At 56.7% G+C, this 20,302-nt stretch carries 17 protein-coding genes; 10 read left to right on the forward strand and 7 right to left on the reverse strand.

The genetic code is table 11. The features are described 5' to 3' along the window. Nucleotides 1-16 precede the first annotated feature (16 nt). Nucleotides 17-3,160, forward strand: coding sequence for an efflux RND transporter permease subunit (locus KO116_RS14200; protein ID WP_035566663.1), 3,144 nt, complete (start codon nucleotides 17-19; stop codon nucleotides 3,158-3,160). Nucleotides 3,161-3,171: 11 nt separating this feature from the next. On the opposite strand, the gene trpC is transcribed toward KO116_RS14200, so the two are convergent. Genes trpC through KO116_RS14215 form a run of 3 tightly spaced genes read right to left on the reverse strand, consistent with a single transcriptional unit; the run spans nucleotide 3,172 to nucleotide 5,706 of the window. After that, nucleotides 3,172-3,975 (reverse strand): indole-3-glycerol phosphate synthase TrpC, encoded by an 804-nt coding sequence (trpC, locus tag KO116_RS14205; RefSeq protein WP_035566664.1) that lies wholly within the window; start codon nucleotides 3,973-3,975, stop codon nucleotides 3,172-3,174. Between the two features lie 38 nt (nucleotides 3,976-4,013). Further along, entirely contained in the window at nucleotides 4,014-5,033 is a 1,020-nt protein-coding gene (gene trpD / locus KO116_RS14210; protein WP_035566667.1) for an anthranilate phosphoribosyltransferase, read from the reverse strand. 37 nt (nucleotides 5,034-5,070) lie between these two features. After that, nucleotides 5,071-5,706 (reverse strand): anthranilate synthase component II, encoded by a 636-nt coding sequence (locus KO116_RS14215; protein ID WP_045812138.1) that lies wholly within the window; start codon nucleotides 5,704-5,706, stop codon nucleotides 5,071-5,073. 383 nt (nucleotides 5,707-6,089) lie between these two features. Between KO116_RS14215 and KO116_RS14220 the strand changes: the two genes are divergently transcribed. After that, nucleotides 6,090-7,010 (forward strand): metal ABC transporter substrate-binding protein, encoded by a 921-nt coding sequence (locus KO116_RS14220; protein WP_035566669.1) that lies wholly within the window; start codon nucleotides 6,090-6,092, stop codon nucleotides 7,008-7,010. Between the two features lie 32 nt (nucleotides 7,011-7,042). Here KO116_RS14220 and KO116_RS14225 read toward each other — a convergent pair whose 3' ends face one another. After that, nucleotides 7,043-7,780 carry a phosphoglycolate phosphatase gene (locus KO116_RS14225; protein ID WP_045812139.1) on the reverse strand — a complete coding sequence of 246 codons (738 nt, stop codon included), beginning with the start codon at nucleotides 7,778-7,780 and terminating at the stop codon, nucleotides 7,043-7,045. 103 nt (nucleotides 7,781-7,883) lie between these two features. On the opposite strand from KO116_RS14225, the gene KO116_RS14230 reads away from it, so the two are divergent. Further along, nucleotides 7,884-9,182, forward strand: a complete 1,299-nt coding sequence (locus KO116_RS14230) for an NAD(P)/FAD-dependent oxidoreductase (RefSeq protein WP_035566674.1) — start codon at nucleotides 7,884-7,886, stop codon at nucleotides 9,180-9,182. 14 nt (nucleotides 9,183-9,196) lie between these two features. Here the strand turns inward: KO116_RS14230 and rpe are convergent, their stop codons facing one another. Beyond that, nucleotides 9,197-9,889: a ribulose-phosphate 3-epimerase gene (rpe, locus tag KO116_RS14235; protein WP_035566677.1), complete on the reverse strand. Its 693-nt coding sequence runs from the start codon at nucleotides 9,887-9,889 to the stop codon at nucleotides 9,197-9,199. A gap of 253 nt (nucleotides 9,890-10,142) precedes the next feature. Between rpe and cysP the strand changes: the two genes are divergently transcribed. The 7 genes from cysP (at nucleotide 10,143) to KO116_RS14270 (ending at nucleotide 18,539) form a co-directional block, all read left to right on the forward strand. Continuing rightward, nucleotides 10,143-11,153, forward strand: a complete 1,011-nt coding sequence (cysP, locus tag KO116_RS14240) for a thiosulfate ABC transporter substrate-binding protein CysP (RefSeq protein ID WP_035566678.1) — start codon at nucleotides 10,143-10,145, stop codon at nucleotides 11,151-11,153. A 26-nt stretch (nucleotides 11,154-11,179) separates the two neighbouring features. After that, entirely contained in the window at nucleotides 11,180-12,034 is an 855-nt protein-coding gene (gene cysT, locus KO116_RS14245) for a sulfate ABC transporter permease subunit CysT (RefSeq protein WP_035566681.1), read from the forward strand. Then, the gene (gene cysW / locus KO116_RS14250; protein WP_035566683.1) at nucleotides 12,034-12,861 is read left to right on the forward strand and encodes a sulfate ABC transporter permease subunit CysW; all 828 of its coding nucleotides are present in this window, start codon (nucleotides 12,034-12,036) and stop codon (nucleotides 12,859-12,861) included. Before cysT ends, cysW begins: the two co-directional genes overlap by 1 nt. Further along, entirely contained in the window at nucleotides 12,858-13,952 is a 1,095-nt protein-coding gene (locus KO116_RS14255) for a sulfate/molybdate ABC transporter ATP-binding protein (protein ID WP_035566686.1), read from the forward strand. The genes cysW and KO116_RS14255 overlap by 4 nt, the downstream gene beginning before the upstream one ends. Nucleotides 13,953-14,198: 246 nt before the next feature. Then, the gene (locus KO116_RS14260) at nucleotides 14,199-14,864 is read left to right on the forward strand and encodes an ABC transporter ATP-binding protein (RefSeq protein ID WP_035566689.1); all 666 of its coding nucleotides are present in this window, start codon (nucleotides 14,199-14,201) and stop codon (nucleotides 14,862-14,864) included. After that, on the forward strand, nucleotides 14,861-17,341 hold the full coding sequence (locus KO116_RS14265) for an ABC transporter permease (RefSeq protein WP_035566691.1): 2,481 nt from the start codon (nucleotides 14,861-14,863) through the stop codon (nucleotides 17,339-17,341). Before KO116_RS14260 ends, KO116_RS14265 begins: the two co-directional genes overlap by 4 nt. A 10-nt stretch (nucleotides 17,342-17,351) precedes the next feature. After that, nucleotides 17,352-18,539, forward strand: coding sequence for a lipocalin-like domain-containing protein (locus tag KO116_RS14270; protein WP_035566693.1), 1,188 nt, complete (start codon nucleotides 17,352-17,354; stop codon nucleotides 18,537-18,539). Between the two features lie 43 nt (nucleotides 18,540-18,582). On the opposite strand, the gene KO116_RS14275 is transcribed toward KO116_RS14270, so the two are convergent. Both KO116_RS14275 and KO116_RS14280 read right to left on the reverse strand, forming a co-directional pair. After that, nucleotides 18,583-18,900, reverse strand: a complete 318-nt coding sequence (locus KO116_RS14275; RefSeq protein WP_035566695.1) for a c-type cytochrome — start codon at nucleotides 18,898-18,900, stop codon at nucleotides 18,583-18,585. Between the two features lie 100 nt (nucleotides 18,901-19,000). Next, nucleotides 19,001-20,278, reverse strand: a complete 1,278-nt coding sequence (locus tag KO116_RS14280) for a PQQ-dependent sugar dehydrogenase (protein ID WP_035566697.1) — start codon at nucleotides 20,276-20,278, stop codon at nucleotides 19,001-19,003. Nucleotides 20,279-20,302: the final 24 nt, after the last annotated feature.

The raw sequence follows: 20,302 nt of genomic DNA on the forward strand, positions 1-20,302 counted from the left end.
GGAGCGATACCCGCGTATGTTTGCCGCCATTATTCGTCACGGCATCTTGGTTAGCGTTATTACGCTGATCCTGTTGATTCTGGGTATCGCCGCCATCTGGCGTATTCCGGTACAGATGATTCCCGACCTGGAAACCCGCGTGGTGGGCATCGAGACTCAGTGGCCTGGAGCGACGCCGCAGGATATCGAAAAGGATATCTTGATTGAGCAGGAGGAGTTCCTGCGTAATGTGCCCAACCTGCAGCGCATGGAGTCCACCGCCAGCAGCGGCAGCGCCGAAATCGAGCTGGAGTTCCCGTTTGGCGTCGATCTCACCGAAACCTTGATTCGGGTTAACAACGCGCTAAGTCAGGTGCCCTCCTACCCCAACAACGTCGACCAGCCGCGCATCGTCGCCAACTCCTTCTCCGCCAACGCCTTTATGTACTTTAACGTTGGCCCCCGTGAGGGTAACCCCCGCCAGCTCGACATGCCTGCCATGCGCGACTACCTGGAAGATAATGTCCGCCCGCGCCTGGAGAGCGTTGCCGGCGTATCGGAAGTCACGGTTTCCGGTGGTGCAGAGCGGCAAATGCAGCTACTGATCGACCCCGAAGCGCTGGTCGCCCGTGAACTGAGTATCGCTGATATTCAGGCCGCCCTTCAGGCCCGCAACCAGGATGTCTCCGGCGGTAACCTCGAGAGCGGTAAACGCCGCTACCTGCTGCGTACCGTGGGCCGTTTTGAGGATGTGGAGAGCCTTGAAGCGCTGATCCTCATCCGCGACGGTGACGCGGTTACCCGGTTGAGCGATGTGGCCGAAGTGCGCCAATCCTATGCCGAACTCACCTCTCGCGCTTACAGCTCGGATGGTCAGCCGGTACTGAGCGTGCAGGTGCGACGGGAACCGGGCGCCAATGTGATTGATATCAAGCGCGCCATGCTCGACGAAGTCGCGGCGCTTAATGAAGGTCTACTAGCCGAGCAGGGCATGCGCATGACGCTCTCCAGCGACGACGTGCGCTACGTGGAGTCATCGATTGCCAATGTTTGGGTCAACCTGGGCCTGGGGGCGCTGTTTGCCACCCTGGTGATGTACGCTTTCCTGCGCTCTGCCCGCGCTACCCTGGCCGGGGTCATCGGCATTCCCATTTGCACCATTGCTGCCTTTCTAGGCCTGCTGCTGGCGGGCCGCACGCTCAACGTTATTTCGCTGGCAGGCGTTGCTTTCGCCATCGGCATGACCATCGATAACACCATCGTGGTGCTGGAGAGCATTGAGACCCAGCGCCGCCGTGGTCTGGCGCGCTTTGAAGCGGCGCTTGAGGGGGTTAAGCAAGTATGGCCTGCGGTGCTCGCTTCGACGCTGACCACTATTTTAGTCTTTGTGCCGATCTTCTTTATTCAGCAGGAAGCCGGGCAGCTCTACTCCGATATTGCAGTGGCCATCTCGACGTCGATTATTGTCTCCATGGTGGTCGCCATTACCGTCATTCCCACCCTGGGCGCGCATATCGATTTTCGTGGCAAGGAGAGTGCCTCAACCACATCACCACGCTGGGTACGCGGCTGCCTGTGGGTGGTTGATGGCATGATCCGTACGTCTTCCCGGCGCTTTCTCGCTATCGTGCTGGGCATCGTGGGAGGTATCGGCATTTTTGTCTGGCTGACACCCCCGGCGGAGTACCTGCCCGAAGGCGAAGAAGCCAAAACCTTTGCCAGCATGAACGCCCCGGCGAGTTACAACCTGGCCACCATGGATGCCATTGCCCAAACCCTGCAACAGGAGCTGGAGCCCCATGTGGGCGCTGAGCCTGAGCGCTTCGTGCGCGGCGATACCGACATCCCGCCGATTCGCACCATGGGTATTCAAGCCGAAGCGCAGAGCCTGCGGATCATTGCGGAAACCATCGACCCCACCCATATTGAAGCTTTGATGGACGCCCTCACTCAGCGCTTCGAGAAATACCCAGACATGCGCGCCTTTGCCGCCCGCGGCTCGATTATCTCCAGCAATGACGGCGGAACCCGCAGTATCACGCTGGATATTGCCGGCAACGATCTAAACGAACTCTACACCACCGCCAATGCGATTTATCAGCGCGCCCAGACAGTGTTCGACAACCCGCGCATTCAGTCGCGCCCCTCCGCTCTGGATCTTGGCCAGCCGCTGATTGAGGTGTACCCCAATTGGGAGCGCGCCGCAGAAGTCGGCCTTGATACCAACGCCCTGGGCACTACCGTCGCGGTGCTCACCAACGGCGCCTACCTGGATGACTTTTATCTCGACGACGAGAAAATTGACCTTTACGGCTATGGCCCCGAGGCCGGCGATATCGACCTGGATGCCCTTGCCACCCTGCCTATTTATACCCCTTCTGGGGTGAGCGTTCCGCTCAACACCCTTGCCGAAATTCGCGAAACCGTGGGAACGGCTACGCTGCGGCGGGTGGATGGTCGCCGCAGCGTCACGCTGGACGTTATTCCATCCCGCAGCGTGGCACTGGAAGCCGGTATCGAGCAAATGCAGGATGAGGTGATTGACCCACTGCGCGATGAGGGCGTCATACCCACCAACATTAATGTCAGCGTGACCGGCGCGGGCGATCAGTTGGACGCCACCCGCCGGGCACTTACCGGCAATGCGTTAATCGCGTTGGCGATTGTGTATCTGCTGCTGGTGGCGATTTTTGCCCACTGGGGTTACCCGCTGCTGATCCTCGCCACTATTCCGTTAGGCGCAGCAGGAGGGATCGTGGGGCTATGGCTGATGAATACGGTGGGCGCTCAACTGCCGAAAATTGGCTTGAATGCCATTAGTCAGCCGTTTGATATGATCACCATGCTGGGCTTTTTGATTCTGATGGGGACGGTGGTCAACAACCCGATACTGGTGGTTCATCAGGCGAGGGAGAATCTGCGCACGGCAAGCATGGGGGTGAGGGAAGCCGTTCAGCAGGCGGTAGAGAGTCGCTTACGGCCGATTGCCATGACGACGCTCACCACCCTGTGCGGGCTTTCGCCGCTGGTGTTTCTACCCGGGGAAGGCACCGAGCTTTACCGCGGCGTCGGTGCCATTGTGCTATTTGGGCTGCTCGGTACGGCAATGGTCACCGTTACCTTCTTGCCAGCCCTTACCGTTGCCGTGCTCAGTTGGAAAACCAAACGGGCGGCGAGCTAAAGGCGGGTGATTTAGAAAAACAAACGCTTAAGTGCCAAACCCGGATCACTTTCGCGCATAAAGGCTTCGCCAACCAGGAACCCGTTAACGTTGTGGTCACGCATCAGCTCAACGTCATCGCGGGTATGAATACCCGATTCGGTAATCACCGTGACGCCTTCAGGAATGCGCGGCAGTAGATCCAGGGTCGTATTCAGGCTGGTTTCAAAGGTATGCAGGTTGCGGTTGTTGATGCCCACCAGCTTTAGATCCAGCGCCAGGGCACGCTCAAGCTCATCGGCATCGTGGACTTCGACCAGCACGTCCATGCCAAGTGCAATGGCTTGCTGATTCAGGTCACGCAGCTGTGCGTCGTCCAGGGCGGCCACTATCAATAAAATACAATCCGCCCCTATCGAGCGGGCTTCCGAGACCTGATAGCCATGGGTGATAAAGTCTTTGCGAATCACCGGCAGCGTGCAGACATCCCGAGCGGCAATGAGATAGTCTTCGTGGCCTTGGAAAAAGTCGGCGTCGGTAAGCACGGAGAGACAGGCAGCGCCCCCTTGCGCATAGCTTTTAGCAATATCCGAGGGGTGAAACTCTTCACGAATCACCCCTTTTGAGGGCGAGGCTTTTTTGACCTCGGCGATAATCGCCGGATCACCCGCCGCGATGCGTGTATTAAGCGCCTCAATAAAGCCGCGCGGGGCACTCTGCTGCTCCCCGAGGGCGAGCAGATCGGATTCCGAGACCGCTTGGCGACGCTCAGCCACTTCTTGATCTTTGCGAGCCAGAATGCGCGTTAAAATAGTCGGCGTTGCCTGTTGAGTCATGGTGATCTCTTTTTTTAAAACTTATCTTGTTTAAGAACCTACTGCTTAAAAACGCTGGTGAAGTGCGAAAGCTCTTTAAGCTTCTCAAGCGGCAGTTTGGAGGCTTGCGCATCCTGAGCCACCATCACCCCCTCTTTTAAGGTATCCGCGACGCCTGAACAGTAGAGCGCGGCCCCGGCGTTTAGCGCAACCATATCCGCAGCGGCGCCTTCACCAGAAAGCGCGGCTTTGACCAAGCGCAGGCTATCTTCCGCACTATTGGCCTTCAGCGTTGCCAGGCTCTGGCGCTCGATACCCAGCTCCTCAGGCGTAATGGTGTACTGGGTGATTTCACCGTCTTTTAGCTCGGCCACTAAGGTGGGGCTGGCGAGGGAGATTTCATCCAGTCCGTCATCTGAATGCACCACCATCACGTGGCGGCTGCCCAAGGTTTTAAGCACTTCTGCCATCAGCGGCACTAATTCAGCAGCGTAAACACCCAGTACTTGATTGGGGGCGCCAGCAGGATTGGTCAGCGGGCCCAAAATATTAAACAGCGTGCGTACGCCCATTTCCCGGCGCGGGCCAATGGCATAGCGCATGGCCGGATGGTGGTTGGGTGCAAACATAAAGCCTACGCCCACCTGCTCAATACAGCGCGCTACCTGGTCAGGTTTGAGATCCAGGTAGATACCCGCCACATCGAACAGATCCGCGCTGCCCGACGACGACGAAACGCTACGATTACCGTGTTTAGCGACATGGGCACCAGCGGCCGCGGCGACAAAACTGGCAGCGGTGGAAACGTTAAACAGGTTGGCGCCATCACCACCGGTGCCGACGATATCCACGATGTTTTCGGCATTCAGTTCAACGCGCTTCATTAGCTCGCGCATTACCTGCGCGGCGGCGCTAATTTCAACGGCACTTTCGCCCTTCATGGCTAAACCGACCAGCAGGCCGCCAATTTGCGCGTCAGAAGCATCGCCGGTCATGATCTGGCGCATCAAGGCGTGCATGGCATCGAAAGAGAGGTCTTCGCGGCGCATCACCGCATTAATCGCATCTCGCATTTGCATGAGCAGAGGGGCCCCTAAAAGCGTGTGAAACCGGCCATTAGCCGCGTTTTAAAAAGTTGGCCAACAGCTCATGGCCTTGGCGGGTAAGAATCGACTCAGGGTGAAACTGCACCCCTTCAATATCCAGCTCGCGGTGACGAAACCCCATGACTAAACCGGGGGTCACGTCGTCATCACCTGTCCAGGCAGTGACTTCCAAACAGTCAGGCAGGCTCGCTTTATCGACGACCAGAGAGTGATAGCGGGTAACCTCAACCGGGTTATCCAGCCCTTCAAATACGCCGTGGTTAGCGTGCAGCACAGCAGAGGTTTTGCCGTGCATGACCTGTGGGGCGCGCACGACTTTGCCACCAAATACCTGCCCAATGGCCTGATGGCCCAGGCAGACACCTAAAATAGGTAGCTTGCCTGCAAAGTGTTTGATGGCGGCCATGGAGATTCCCGCCTCGTTGGGCGTGCATGGCCCTGGTGATACCACCAAATGCGTCGGCACCAGCGCTTCGATTTGCTCAATGGTGATGTCGTCATTGAGGTGAGTGATCACTTCCGCGCCCAGCTCACCCAGGTACTGGACGATGTTGAACGTGAAACTGTCATAATTATCGATCATGACCACTTTACGTGCTGGCTGATTCTGCGCTGACAGCTTCTGCACCCACTGAGCTTGCGCCATTGCCCCACTTACTCCGTTGCGTCATTCAGATCACAGATGAAACCGCTAATGACTTGATGATACCGCAACCGGGCGCTGCGTTGCAGGGGTTAAGTGCCGCGCCGGGTAGGAATGGTAAGAAGTTCTCCCAGCGAGCTTGCGCACCGCCCCATAAAAGGGGCTCACCAACAGCGACAGAAGAAACCGTTCGCTCAGTCATTAGGCACGCTATGCTTAGGAGTGTAAAACTGTTAAGCATAGTGGCACTTTTCCCTGTAGGTAATCCTCCCTTGGGTAATACCTTCTGCGGCCTGTCGTTGCATTGGAACTGGCAACGGGCCACCGCAGTCTTTATTATCTGCCGTCTTTTTTCGATAGTTTTTTTAGCCAGTTAGGAGCGTGGGATGTCAAAGTGGGTTACCTGGGTGTGTACGCTCTTATTCGTCGCGCTGATAAGCACTGCGCCAGCCTATGCCAACACAACATTACGCGTTATTGCCTCTTTTTCAGTCATGGAGGAATTGGTCAAACGCGTGGCAGGCGATACGGTAAGCGTCAACGTCATCGTTCCACGAGGAGAAGATGTTCACCGCTGGGAGCTAACCCCGCCCAACGTCCTGGCACTCGAAGAGACCCATATCGTGTTTTATAACGGACTTGGGCTAGAACCGTGGATACGCCATATTGAAGCGATGTCTGACGATGAGCTAACGCTCGTGGAAGTGGCCAGAAAGGCCGACTACACACCGCTGATGATCTCGACTGGCGCGCATCAGGGCGAGCCAGACCCACACATGTGGATGGATCCAGAGGGAGCTGCGGCCTACATTGATGTCATTGCCGAGACCCTGGCCAAGCATCTTCCCGACCAGGCCGACGAGTTTTATAGCCGGGCTGAAGAGGCACGCCAGGCGCTGGATAATCTTAATCTAGCGGTGAAAGAGCGCCTCGAGGGGATTCCACAAACTAACCGCACGTTACTGACCAGCGAAGCAGGTTTTGGCTATTTCGCCCGAGCCTACGCCTTTGAAGCCCAGGGGGTGTGGGGCGTTAATCACGAAACCCAAGGCAGCGCCGAGGCCATGGCCAAGATGAGCGAATATCTTGCTAATAATCGCCCTCGCCCTCCAGCGCTGTTTTTTGAAAGCACCACGCCCAGCATTCATATGGACGCCCTGTCACGGGAAGCATCGCTTCCCCTGGCAGGCCCGCTATATGTCGACTCGCTGAGCGGTGCAGACGGCCCGGCGGCCAACTACGCAGATATGCTGCACCATAATGCAGAGGTCATGCACACCGCTCTAGGGGGCGCTACAGCTGAGTAACCAGGCCCTTGCCGATTCAACCATCGCCTGGCTTATCTGGGAGTGGTTATTAACAATTCGGTTAACGAGCCGAGCACTAAATCGGGGTGACTGTTTTCAATCGGCTCACCGTGATTATAACCGTAAGGTAGCGCCAGGGTGGTAAAGCCCGCCGCCTTACCGGCAGCAATATCGTGACGTGAATCGCCGACCATCACACACTCCGCTGGCGGTATTTGGCAGTGTTGCGCAGCGTGCAGCAGCGGCAAAGGGTGGGGCTTCTTTTCGGCTAGCGAATCTCCGCCGACCCATAGGGTAAAAAAGTCCCGCAGCTCAAAGTGCTTTAGCAGCGGCTCAATAAAGCGCTCTGGCTTATTGGTGATCAGCACCAGCGTCATACCCTGCTGATGCAGCGCCCGTAGTGCTTGCTTTACCCCAGGGTAGAGCGTTGTCAGGGTATTGGGTGCAGCGCCGTAGTGGGCCATAAACGCATCATAGGCGCGCTGTTGTCGTTCGGAACAGGGCGTTGGCTCAGGGGTTTCCTGCAACGCCCAGGCCAGCGCCCTTTCCACTAATACCGGCGCCCCATTGCCAACCCAGTCTCGGACTTTTGCTTCGCCCGGCTCTGGCAGGTCAAGGTCGTTTAACATCTTCCCCACTGCGGCGGAAAGGTCGGGCACTGAATCAATCAGCGTGCCATCCAAGTCAAACGCAACTAGCCGTTTACCCTGTAGTATTGTGTGTAACTCTGAATATTGTGTTGGATGCACCTTCAATGCTCTCTGCCTCATCTTGATTAGACAACCATCTTACCTGTTTAGAGCAAACGTTCGCATTAGTCAGAAGCGTAAGAACCTTCTATGCTGGGGCTAATTTAGTTAAAGAGGTAGTGATATGCCCACTCCCAGAATCGTGATTGTCGGTGCCGGCGCAGGGGGTTTAGCCCTCGCTACACGACTAGGCCGCACCTTAGGCAAGCGAAAACGTGCAGAAATTGTGCTGCTGGATCGCAATACCACCCACGTGTGGAAACCGTTGCTCCACGAACTGGCTACCGGCGTACTGAACTCCAGCATGGACGAGGTGGATCTCCGCGGGCACTCCTCGGCTCACTTCTACCGTTATCAGCGCGGCTCGCTAACCGGCATAAATCGCGAGCAGCAGACGCTGCAACTATCGCCGATCTATGACGAAGATGGGCAAGAAGTGCTGCCCGCCCGCGAGCTTGCCTATGACTATCTGGTCATGGCAATAGGCAGCATTTCCAACGATTTCGGCACGCCCGGCGTGGCTGAGCACTGCCACTTTATTGATTCGCCCCAGCAGGCTAAGGCGTTCCAGCGCGATATGATCAACACCTTTCTGCGCTATACCGATCCCAATCTACGCCAGCATACTCAGTTGACCATTGGGATTGTGGGCGGCGGCGCGACGGGGGTAGAGCTTGCGGCCGAACTGTTTGACGCTTCGCGCATGCTCAATGCTTATGGAGTGACGGCATTAGATAACCAGCAAATCAGCGTGCACCTACTGGAAGCGGCACCGCGCTTGCTACCGGGGCTTTCCGAGCGGGTTAGCCAAACGGTTAAAACAGAGCTTGAGAGCATGGGCGTAACCATCCACACCGACACCGCGATTAAAGAAGCACAGGCACATCAGTTAATCACTGGTGATGATGAAGTGATCAAGACCGATATCAACGTGTGGGCAGCGGGTATCAAGGCGCCACCGTTTTTGACTGAGCTAGGCCTAACGACGAATAAGAAAAACCAAATCGAAGTAAAACGCACTCTGCAGAGCGTCGATGATGAGAAGATTTTTGCCCTAGGCGACTGCGCCAGCTGCCCGATGGGGGAAGATAGCGCCGTTCCGCCTCGCGCCCAGGCGGCTCACCAGCAGGCTAAGCTGCTCGCCAAAAACCTGGTCAATCAACTGGAAGGCAAACCGCTCGCCGATTTTCGCTACCGTGACCACGGCTCGCTAGTATCGCTGGCCCGCTACGATGCAGTTGGCAATTTAATGCGCAGCTCCGCCTCCCGCGGCCTGTTTTTAGAGGGCTGGCTGGCTCGCCAAGCCTATGCGTCGCTCTACCGCATGCACCAACTCTCTATTCATGGGGCGCCGAAGACGGGGTTAGCGTGGCTGGTCGATAAGCTTAATCGCTATTTAAAGCCGCGCATGAAACTGCACTAAACGACACTTGCTTATTACCTAGCCAGCGCCGCCCGCAGCTGCTTGATCACCGTGTCATAGCCGTGCGGGTCGCTGGCTTGGTGGGCGCTGAATATGGCGGAACCCGCCACAAAAGTATCGGCGCCCGCTGCGGCGATCTCAGCGATATTATCCACTTTCACCCCACCGTCGATTTCCAGGCGCATATCAAATTCTGACGCATCAATACGCGCCCGCGCTTCGCGCAGCTTATCGAGCGTACCGGGGATAAAGGATTGCCCACCAAAACCTGGGTTAACGCTCATCAGCAGCACCATATCGATCTTATCCATCACATAGTCGAGATAGGAGAGCGGGGTTGCTGGATTAAATACCAGACCTGCTTTACAGCCGCCATCACGAATTAGCTGCAGCGAGCGGTCAACGTGCTCAGACGCTTCGGGATGAAAGGTGATATAGCTGGCGCCCGCTTCAATAAACTCGCTGATCATGCGGTCTACCGGTTTAACCATCAAATGCACATCAATCGGCGCCGTCACCCCGTGCTTACGCAGTGCTTTGCACACCATGGGGCCAATGGTCAGATTGGGCACATAGTGATTATCCATGACGTCGAAGTGCACCACATCCGCGCCTGCAGCCAGCACGTTATCCACCTCCTCACCCAGCTTGGCAAAGTCAGCCGATAAAATAGAGGGGGCAATCAAGAAATCCTGCGCAGCGGTCATATTCCATTCCTGCTTATCAATCAGTAGACGAAGGGGAGTCACTCGATATACCCGCGAGTATGCAGGCAAGAGAGCAAAGTCAGGCCGCTATCTTATCAGAGCCGCTTAGCAGAACCACGTATCAGCGTCTCCGCAACTCATCACACATATATTCTTAAATAGAATATAAAACATGATTGTAATTCCACATTGATAGATTTAATCTTGCCAATATTGCGACATTAAGCGCCGACTGTTTTTAAGGAGTTTCTCTATGGCACTGCCAACAATTTTCCGCCGCAGCCTGATTGCCATTGCATTAGGCGTTACGGTAAGTGGAACCGCCGCCGCCCAAGAGCGGGAGCTACTGAACTCGTCTTACGATATCGCTCGTGAGCTGTTTGCCGCGATCAACCCAGAGTTTCAAGCCTGGTGGCAGGAAGAGCATGGTGAGGAGATTGCCATTAGCCAGTCTCACGGCGGTTCTTCAGCCCAAGCGCGAGCCATCCTTCAGGGCCTACGTGCCGATGTGGTGACCTTTAACCAGGTAACCGACGTACAGGTACTCGCCGATGCAGGGCTGGTAGCCGAAGATTGGCAAGATGCCTTTGAAAATAATGCGTCGCCCTACTACTCCACCACCGCTTTCCTAGTGCGTAAGGGCAACCCTAAAGGTATTGAGAGCTGGGACGATTTAGTCAAAGAAGATGTGCAGATGGTCTTCCCCAACCCGAAAACCTCGGGTAACGGTCGCTATACTTACTTAGCCGCCTGGGGCTTTGCCGAGAACGAGTTCGATGGCGATGAAGAGCAAATCGAAGAGTTCATGCGTACCTTCTTAGCCAATGTAGCGGTGTTTGATACCGGCGGTCGTGGTGCCACCACCAGCTTTATCGAGCGTGAAATTGGCGATGTGCTGATTAGTTTCGAGTCTGAAGTCAACAACATTCGCAAGGAGTACGGCAGCGACGACTATGAAGTCATCGTGCCACCCGTTAGCATCCTGGCCGAGTTCCCTGTTGCAGTGGTCGGCGAAAACGCTGAGCGCAACGGTAACAGCGATCTGGCCCAAAGCTATCTTGAGTACCTCTACACGGAAGAGACTCAGCGCCTGCTGGCAGGCTTCAACTACCGGGTGCATAACGAGACCGTGGTTGAAGAGTTCGCCGACCAGTTCCCGGAAACCGAACTACTTGAGGTAGATGAAGTATTTGGTAGCTGGGACGAGGCGATGGAAACCCACTTTGAGGGTGGCGCCCTTCTTGATCAGCTACAGCGCCGCTAATATTCACTCATGAGCCAGCCTGAACTATGAGTCAACTTGCCACCTGGCGAACCGGCAGCACACGCGTGCTGCCGGGTTTTGGCCTTTCTATGGGTATCAGCGTACTGTTTATCTCGCTGGTACTGCTGCTGCCGATTACCGGCCTGTTTGGCCAGTTAGCAGGGCTTAGCCTCGCCGAATACTGGGCGATCATTACCGAAGGGCGCGTGGTCGCCAGCTATATGGTCACCATTGGCGCGGCAGCCGTTGCAGCGATTATCAACGCCATATTTGGTTTATTACTGGCGTGGGTGCTAGTTCGCTATGACTTCCCTGGCAAGCGCTTACTCGATGCTTTAATGGACCTCCCCTTCGCGCTGCCCACCGCGGTGGCGGGCATTACGCTCGCAACGCTGTACGCCAGCAGTGGCTGGATGGGTGGTTTATTGGAGCCGCTAGGGTTTCAAGTCGCTTACACCTGGGTGGGTATAGCCCTGGCCATGGCGTTTACCAGCATTCCTTTTGTAGTGCGCACGGTGCAGCCGGTACTGGAAGACTTGCCCGCTGAGGTCGATGAAGCCGCTATGTCATTGGGTGCCACTGACGGGGTCGCCTTTCGCCGCGTGATCTTGCCGCATATCTGGCCTGCCTTGGTGACTGGAACCGGGCTGGCGTTTGTGCGCTCGTTAGGCGAGTTCGGGGCGATCATTTTTATTGCTGGCAATATGCCTTATGAAACAGAGATCACCGCGCTGATGATCTTCGTCAAGCTGCAAGAGTACGACTATGCGGGCGCATCGGCGATCGCTTCGGTCGTACTGTTCGTATCACTGACGCTGCTACTGGCGATTAATGTTTGGCAGGGCCGCTTTGTGCGCCGCCTGCATGGAGGTAAGGGGTAATGCGTCGAATTGGTGATGCGCCGCTAATCCGGCGCCTGCTGATAGGAGCCGCCCTGGTACTGTCAGCGCTGTTTTTGCTGTTGCCGTTGGTGGCCATTTTTGCTCAGGCGTTTTCTGAGGGTGTCATGGTCTTCTGGGCCAATGTTAGTAATACCTTCACGCTGCATGCGATTGGCTTAACACTGATGATTGCGCTACTCACTATCCCGGTGTGCTTGGTGTTTGGTGTAGCGCTGGCGTGGCTGGTCACGCGTTTCAGCTTTCCTGGGCGGCGCATTCTGCAAACCCTGATCGATATTCCCTTTGCGGTATCGCCTGTGGTGGCGGGTCTGATTTACTTGTTGCTGTATGGCCGCAACGGCTGGATCGGTACTTGGCTGGACGGCTATGATATTCAGCTGATGTTTTCTTGGCCGGGCATCCTCATGGTGACCATTTTTGTTACCTGTCCTTTTGTGGCCCGGGAACTGATCCCGTTGATGCAGGCCCAAGGCTCCCGTGAAGAGGAGGCGGCCGTGACGCTGGGTGCTTCCGGCTGGACGACCTTCCGTCGCGTTACGCTGCCTAACATCCGCTGGGCGCTGCTTTATGGCGTTATTCTGACTAACGCCCGCGCAGTGGGGGAGTTTGGGGCTGTCTCGGTGGTCTCCGGCGCTATTCGCGGTAAAACCAATACGCTACCCCTGCATCTTGAGCAGCTGTATCAGGATTATAACGCCGTGGGGGCGTTTGCCTGCGCGGCCCTACTCGCCTTTATTGCCCTACTGACGCTCGCCGCCAAGGCCGGGCTGGAATGGCGCGCTGCGCGCCGGGAGGCATTTGCATGAGCATTCACCTACACAACATCGCTAAGCACTTCGGCAATACCCAAGCGTTAGAGCCGATCAACCTGGATATTCACGAAGGGGAATTGGTAGGCTTACTTGGCCCTTCGGGCTCGGGCAAGACCACGCTGCTGCGGATTATCGCCGGCTTGGAAAATGCCGACCGCACCGCCCAGCCAAGTAAGATTCTGTTTGGCGACCGCGACGTGAGCAACGTGCATGTACGCGACCGGCGGATTGGTTTTGTTTTCCAGCACTACGCGCTGTTTCGCCATATGAGCGTCTACGACAATGTGGCCTTTGGCCTGACCGTACTGTCGCGTAAACGCCGCCCGAGCAGTGGAGAAATTCGTGCCCGGGTGTTTAGACTGCTTGAAATGGTCAAGCTGGAGCACCTTGCCAATCGCTACCCTGCCCAACTTTCGGGCGGCCAGCAGCAGCGGGTATCGCTAGCCCGCGCCCTGGCCGTGGAGCCTGAAGTATTGCTGCTGGATGAGCCGTTTGGCGCACTGGATGCCAAAGTGCGCCAGGAGCTACGTCGCTGGCTGCGTCATCTTCACGATGAACTCAATTTCACCAGCGTTTTTGTCACCCACGATCAGGAAGAAGCGCTGGAGTTATCTGACCGCGTAGTGGTGATGAGCAATGGCCGCATCGAACAGGTTGATACGCCCGATGAGCTCTACCGCACGCCGAAAAATCGCTTTGTGTTTGAGTTTTTAGGTGATGTGAACCATTTGGAAGGCAAAGTGACCAACGGCGTACTCACCTGCGGCGACGCCTATTGGCACATTGATCTACCCGATGGCCATGAAGAGCTGCTGCTCCGCCCCCATGAAGTGCGGTTAACCGAGCAACCTACCTCAGAGAGCCATCTACCGGTCACCATCACGGCGATCTCGCCGGTGGGCGCCGAAGTGCGCGTGGAGCTAGAGGCTGATTGGCTCGCCCAGCCTTGGCTTGCTACCGTGCGCCACACTGACTTTGAGCACTTGGCGCTACGCCGCGGGCAACGCTTATTCGCTCACCCCCGCCACTGGCGACGCTTCCCCAAGGCGGAATCGAAAGCAGCAGAGCAAACCCGTGTCGCTTAGACCTGCTAACTGCAACGGGAGGAGGTAGCTTTAGCTCGCGACTGCCTAGGTAACAAGCTTTGTGTGGCACCTTTTTATAGTCAAAAGACTGCTATGCATGTCTTTCATCAAGCGAGCAAGGCGCGGCGACATAGCAATGTATCGCTAGCGCGGCGCACCGATTACGCCTATTGATGACTAGTCTGCTGCGTTTGCGATTAGTGCCCGTTTGCGATTAGTGACCTACCTCAGCAAAAAGAGCAGCCCATGCTGGAACTTCATCAGGTCCATAAAACCTATACGACGCCTCAAGGCGCGCTAAAAGTACTCAATGATGTCTCTCTTCGCTTAGCACCGGGACAAAGTCTTGCATTAATGGGCGAATCGGGAAGCGGTAAATCAACGTTACTTCATCTCGCCGCTGGGCTCGACCTGCCCGATCAGGGCAGTATCAATCTCTCAGGACAAAACGTAGCGACGTTAGCTGAACCCGCCCGTGCCAAGCTACGCCGCGAGCAATTGGGTTTAGTATTTCAACAATTTCACTTAGTCCCCAGTCTAAGGGTCATCGATAACCTCCGCCTACAGGCGCGCTTGGCTAGCCGTGACGATACCGAATGGACAGCCTACTTAATCGCGCGACTAGGGCTTGAGGGACTTGAAAAGCGTTACCCGGAGCAGCTTTCTGGCGGGCAGCAGCAACGTTTAGCCATTGGCCGCGCGCTAGCCCCGCGCCCTGCGCTGTTACTCGCCGATGAGCCCACGGGCAATTTGGATGAAACCACCGCGGGTGAAGTGCTGGAACTGCTGCTGAGCCTAGTGCATGAAACCCAGTGCGCCCTACTCGTTGTCACCCATAGCCCCAAGGTTGCCGCGCCGCTAGATCGCTGCCTGCGCTTGCGCCACGGCCAACTAATTAACACCGCGATATGATCAAATCGCTGCCCACGGTGGTGGCAACGCTACTTGCCCACTATCGACGTCATCCTGGTCAATTAGCCATGCTGTTGCTCGGCCTGTGGGTAGCTAGCGCTCTGTGGAGTGGCATTCAAGCCATCAACGCCACGGCTCGCGATAGCTACGCCCGCGCCGATGCCATGTTTGATATTCAGTTAGATCAGCTTGAGCGACGCGATGGCGCTCCCATCACCCGCGCGGAGTATCATGCCCTACGCCAAGCTGGCTTGCCCGTTTCGCCCATGCTGGAGGGTGAAATTGTCACTCAAGATGGCACCCGGCTAACATTGATCGGCATTGATCCGCTGACCCTTGCCAGTGATAACCCGCTGGCCCAAGCAGACACCTCAAGATCGTTAACGGACTTCCTGACCCCGCCGTGGCAAACACGTGCAGCCCCCGATGTCTTAACGACCACCACGACCCTTGCGAACGGCAAATCACTCCCGCCCCTTGCATTAGCGCCAGCGCTACCCCCGGACACGCTAGTCATGGATATCGCCGCCGCAGCGCAACTGCTTGAAAGCGGTGAAGAAATAACACGCCTCGTGGCTGCACGGGGAACGCTAAACGAAGCTCCCACCGGATTAACGCTCACCCGTGCCACACGCATCGCCACCCCCGGTCAACTTACCGAAAGTTTTCACTTAAATCTTACGGCGTTGGGGCTACTCGCTTGGGTCGTAGGGCTATTTATCGTGCAGGCAGCGCTAGGCCTGGCCTTAGAGCAACGCCTGGGTATGCTGCGCACCCTACGCGTACTCGGGGTCTCAGGGCGTAGTTTGGTTCTAGCGCTCAGCCTAGAACTACTCCTGCTCGGCCTGATAGGTGCCGCTGCTGGTATCGCCAGCGGTGTATGGCTGGCTCGCCTATTACTGCCCGATGTCGCGGCCACCCTAGGCTCACTGTATGGCGCAGGTGTTGGCAGAGAGCTCAACTTACCCTGGCATTACTGGGTCGGCGGGCTAGCGGTTAGCCTTGGTGGGCTACTGCTGGCCGGCGGCGGCGTGCTGTGGCGCGCTGCCCGCTTAAACACGCTGGAATTAGGCCAGCTGCAGGCTTGGCGCAGTGGTTACCGTCGGCAGTTAATGTTGATGAGTACCGGCGGCGCTTTCGCGGTGGGCGTTGCGCTAGCACTGTATGGTTGGCTTCGCTTTCAGCCCCCAGGTGATGGCTTAGTGGCAGGCTTTGCGCTGGTTGCCGCGTTACTACTGGCCAGCGCACTGTGGCTACCGCCCCTGTTAGCGCTTACTTTGAAAGTGCTGGCACATTTCGCCCGACGACGCCCGTTAATTCATTGGGCACTGGCGGATATGCAGCTCCAGCTACCCAAGATCTCGCTTGCCATGATGGCCCTACTCATCGCCCTGGCGACCAATCTAGGGGTCGGCAGTATGGTCGGTGGTTTTCGCCTCACCTTTTTAGAGTGGCTGGATCAGCGCTTGGTCGCCCCCCTCTATTTGAATGCTCCTGCCGAGCAATATGCGGACATTGATGCTTGGCTGGCTGACCGCCCTGACGTATCAGAACGCCTGCTCACTCGGCGGAGCGAGGCCGTTCTTGAGTCCATCATTACGTCCGACGGCAGTCGCGCTTTAGGCACCCCTATCGAGCTTTATGGCATTACGCCAGGCGCATCTTTGACACCTCACTGGCCGCTCTTGGCTACCCAACAAGATCGCGAAGCTGCCTGGGCAGCCTTTGACCATGGCGCGGCTTTTGTTAACGAACAACTCGCCACCGCAGAGAACCTTTCCCCCGGCGACCAGCTAAACCTTCGCGCGCCGGGCGTCTCTGAAACGCTGACCATTGCCGCGACTTACCCTGATTACGGCAATCCCAGCGGACAGATTCTTATGGCATCGCCCCAGCTTGCCGCGCGCTTTGATGCTCCGCCTAGCTCGATGGGCGTGGTGCTGCATCCCAACGCCGATGTGGATGCCCTGCGTGAAGCACTTAACGAACGCTTTGGCCTGGGCAGTGATGCACTCAGCGATCAACGCGAGATCAAGCGTGTTGCCACTGACATTTTCGAGCGCACCTTTACCATTACCCGTGCCCTAAATGTACTGACCTTAGCGGTAGCAGCCCTGGCGCTGCTAGCCAGCCTGCTTGCCCAGGCCCGCAGCCGACGCCAACAGCTAGCACCGCTCTGGGCAATAGGAGTTCCCAGAGCACAGCTGGCCCAGCTCAGCTTGGTACAGCTGGGGGGGGCGGCATTAGTCACCGGCCTGCTGGCACTGCCACTGGGTATCGCGATCACCTGGGGCTTGGTGGCGATCATTAATGTGGCCGCCTTTGGTTGGCGCCTACCGCTCTATTTATTCCCTTGGGAAATGGCTGTCACCCTGGCGACCGCGGTTGCCGTGGCGCTGTTATCTGCAGCACTGCCTGCGCTGCGCTTTTGGCGAGCCTCACCGCGCACGTTACTAGCAGAAGAGGCCAATCAGTGAGCCTAAATCAATGAGCTTAAGTCGACTGCAAAACTTCCGTCTTCTACTGGCGTTCACCGCGACGCTGATGCTTTACGGCTGCAGTTCAGAAGAACCAACGTCGTCTGCTAACACCGGCTTTGCCGGGCTGGGCCAGGAGGCTGATGGCTTTCAAAATGCCGATCAAAACCAGTTACTTACGTTCCCAACGGATCACGCCGCCCACCCGGATTACCGTATCGAGTGGTGGTACTTAACCGCCAATCTTGAAGACACTACCGGAGAGCCACTCGGCCTGCAGTGGACACTTTTTCGTCAGGCGTTAATGCCGCCCAGCGAGCGTCCTGCTCCCACACCCTGGGCGGCTGACCAACTCTGGATGGCCCATATGGCGATCTCCCAAGGCGAACAGCACGAAGTTGCCGAGCGTTTCGGGCGCAGCCATTCTCAGGCCGACCTGAGCGTCCCCCAGGATAGTCAAGCAGGCGTCATCTCCAGCCCCTTTCATGCCTGGTTAGATGATTGGCAGCTTAAAGCGAGCGAAGAAGCCGCCAGCGGCGCTTTTAGCTCTCTAACGCTCACCGCCTATAGCGGCGAAGGCGAGTCGCGCTTTGGCTATTCGTTAACGCTTACCGCCCAAGGGCCGCTGGTTTTGCATGGAAAAAAAGGGTTCAGCCAGAAAGCCGCCAATGGCCAGGGCTCTATGTACTACAGCCAGCCCTTCTGGCAGATAGACGGCAACGTTACCCTTAACGGCGAGACCACAGCCGTCAGCGGGCGGGGCTGGCTCGATCGCGAATGGAGCAGCCAGCTACTCGATGCCCGTCAGTCAGGCTGGGATTGGCTATCGTTGCATTTTAACGACGGTCACAAGCTAATGGCGTTTCAGCTACGTGGCGGTGGTGACGACACTGATCAAGAGCAAGGCGCTGATTATCGCTCGGGCACCTGGATTACCCCGCAAGGTGAACCCACTCCTTTGGCAAACACCGACATCATTATGACCCCGCTGGCAACGTCGGCTGTCGCCGGGCGCGAAATCCCCACCCGCTGGCGGCTGGAAGTGCCATCAGCAGGTGTCGATATCAACATCGAAGCGCCCTACGCCAACCGCTGGATGACCACCAGCGTGCCGTACTGGGAGGGCGAAGTGCAGATCAGCGACCGCGCCAGCGGCGAGCCGCTTGGCGAGGGATATCTGGAAATGACGGGGTATTAATAAGCAAGTGGCGTAATTTATGGAGCTCTTTTAAACAGCCATGTCACTCGGCACTCTCTGTGATAAAAGCAGCTAGATTAGCAATATCATCATCCGATAAACCGGTGGCGTTGGGGATCATCAGAAAGGAGTTTGAACCCACCTTCTCACCAGCCCGGTATGTTTCAAGGCGGGAGGTAATGTACTCCGCGTCCCGTCCGCTAAGTGACGGAAAGCTCGCCATTCCCTTCCCTTTTGGGCCGTGACATTGGGCACATGCGTCAGCAAATAGCGCTTCTCCAGCGGACTTATCTGCCGCCTGACCCGTTGTCGACCCCATCGCCAGCGCCATCGTAATAATGAAAAACAGCGATACCTTCATAGTGACCTTTTCCCAGTAGAGTGGTCTTGATCAAAAAGCATGAGTTGGTTTGGGTGAGCGCGCAGCCGCACTGACATACGCCAGCGCGGCTGCCAATAGCTTATTCTGGAGTGATGCGGTAAATGCTGCCTTCATCAACCGCCGTATAAAAATCACCCTCCGGGCCCAGTACCAATGAACGGAAGCGAGCAGCTCCCATGGGTACCGGCATTTCGGCAACGTCATTGACCGAAAGACCATCTTCGACGATATCAATCAGGTTAATGCGCTGCCCCACCGGCGTACCGCCGAAACCGATGCCCATAAAACCAACAACCAGACGGCCGTCCCAATCGCCCCACTGCTCGCCGACTAGAAACTCGGCAGACGAGATTCCCTGAGAAAGCCCATCGTTTTTCCAGGCAGGCTGCATAGCGTCCGGGTAGGTTTCGGTGTCGGTCACCGGCATATAGGCCGCCCGCTCTTTTGGATCCATCCCCTCGGTCTGATTGGGCTCATAACCACAGTAATCGTCCGGGCAATCACCACGGCCCGCCATGTTGGGTTTCGGATCCCAGCCACTGTTGCCACCATTGACCAGTGCATTGATCTCATCCGAATGCCAGGGGCCGTGCTCCGTCACGATGGGTTGGCCAGTCGTAGGGTGGAAAGTGATGCCCTGTACGTTGCGGTGACCGTAGGTATAGATGCGAGGATCAAAGCCCTCAGGCGGTTTGTTACCCTCGGCAGCCTCGCCATCCCGGTCAATACGCAGCACCTTGCCACCAAGCAGCTCTGGTGACTGCGGAATCTCACTATTATGGTTGTCGCCCGTGGTTACATAGAGGTAGCCATCCTCTGGGCTGAAGCGAATACGGCCACCGTTATGAGCCCCCGCGTCGCCGAACGGATGGTCGGTGGCAGCGGGCTTGTAGGGAATGTCCTCGACAATATCAGTGCGATCCGACACGTCATTAAAATCGCTATTTACCGTCATGCGCAGTACACGGTTAGTGCGTGGCTCGGACATGTTGGAGGCTGAGTAGACGTAGACCGTGCGATTTTCTTCAAAATCAGGATCGATCGCCACACCATTCATCCCCGCCTGTCCTTCACAGACAAGATCATCGGCGGTGGTGGCATAGTCATCCGTACCTTCCATCCCCAGTAGGTGCTCTACTTCACCATCGGGAAGCCGTACCGAAAGCCCAAGACAGCGTTCGGTGTAAAACATCGTTCCATCAGGCAGAAAGGCCATATCCCAAGGGTTCTCAAGACCGGATAACACCTCAGACTGGCTGAGTTCAGGCTCATTGGCAGTAGCAACGGCGGGTAAGCCTATGATCACCGCAGAAGCGATGGCCGCACATAGCGGCCGCATAACGAGTTTATGGGACATGGCAGGCACTCCTTCCAGACGTTG

The sequence above is a fragment of the Halomonas sp. KO116 genome, assembly GCF_000734975.2.
GTDB lineage: Bacteria > Pseudomonadota > Gammaproteobacteria > Pseudomonadales > Halomonadaceae > Vreelandella > Vreelandella glaciei.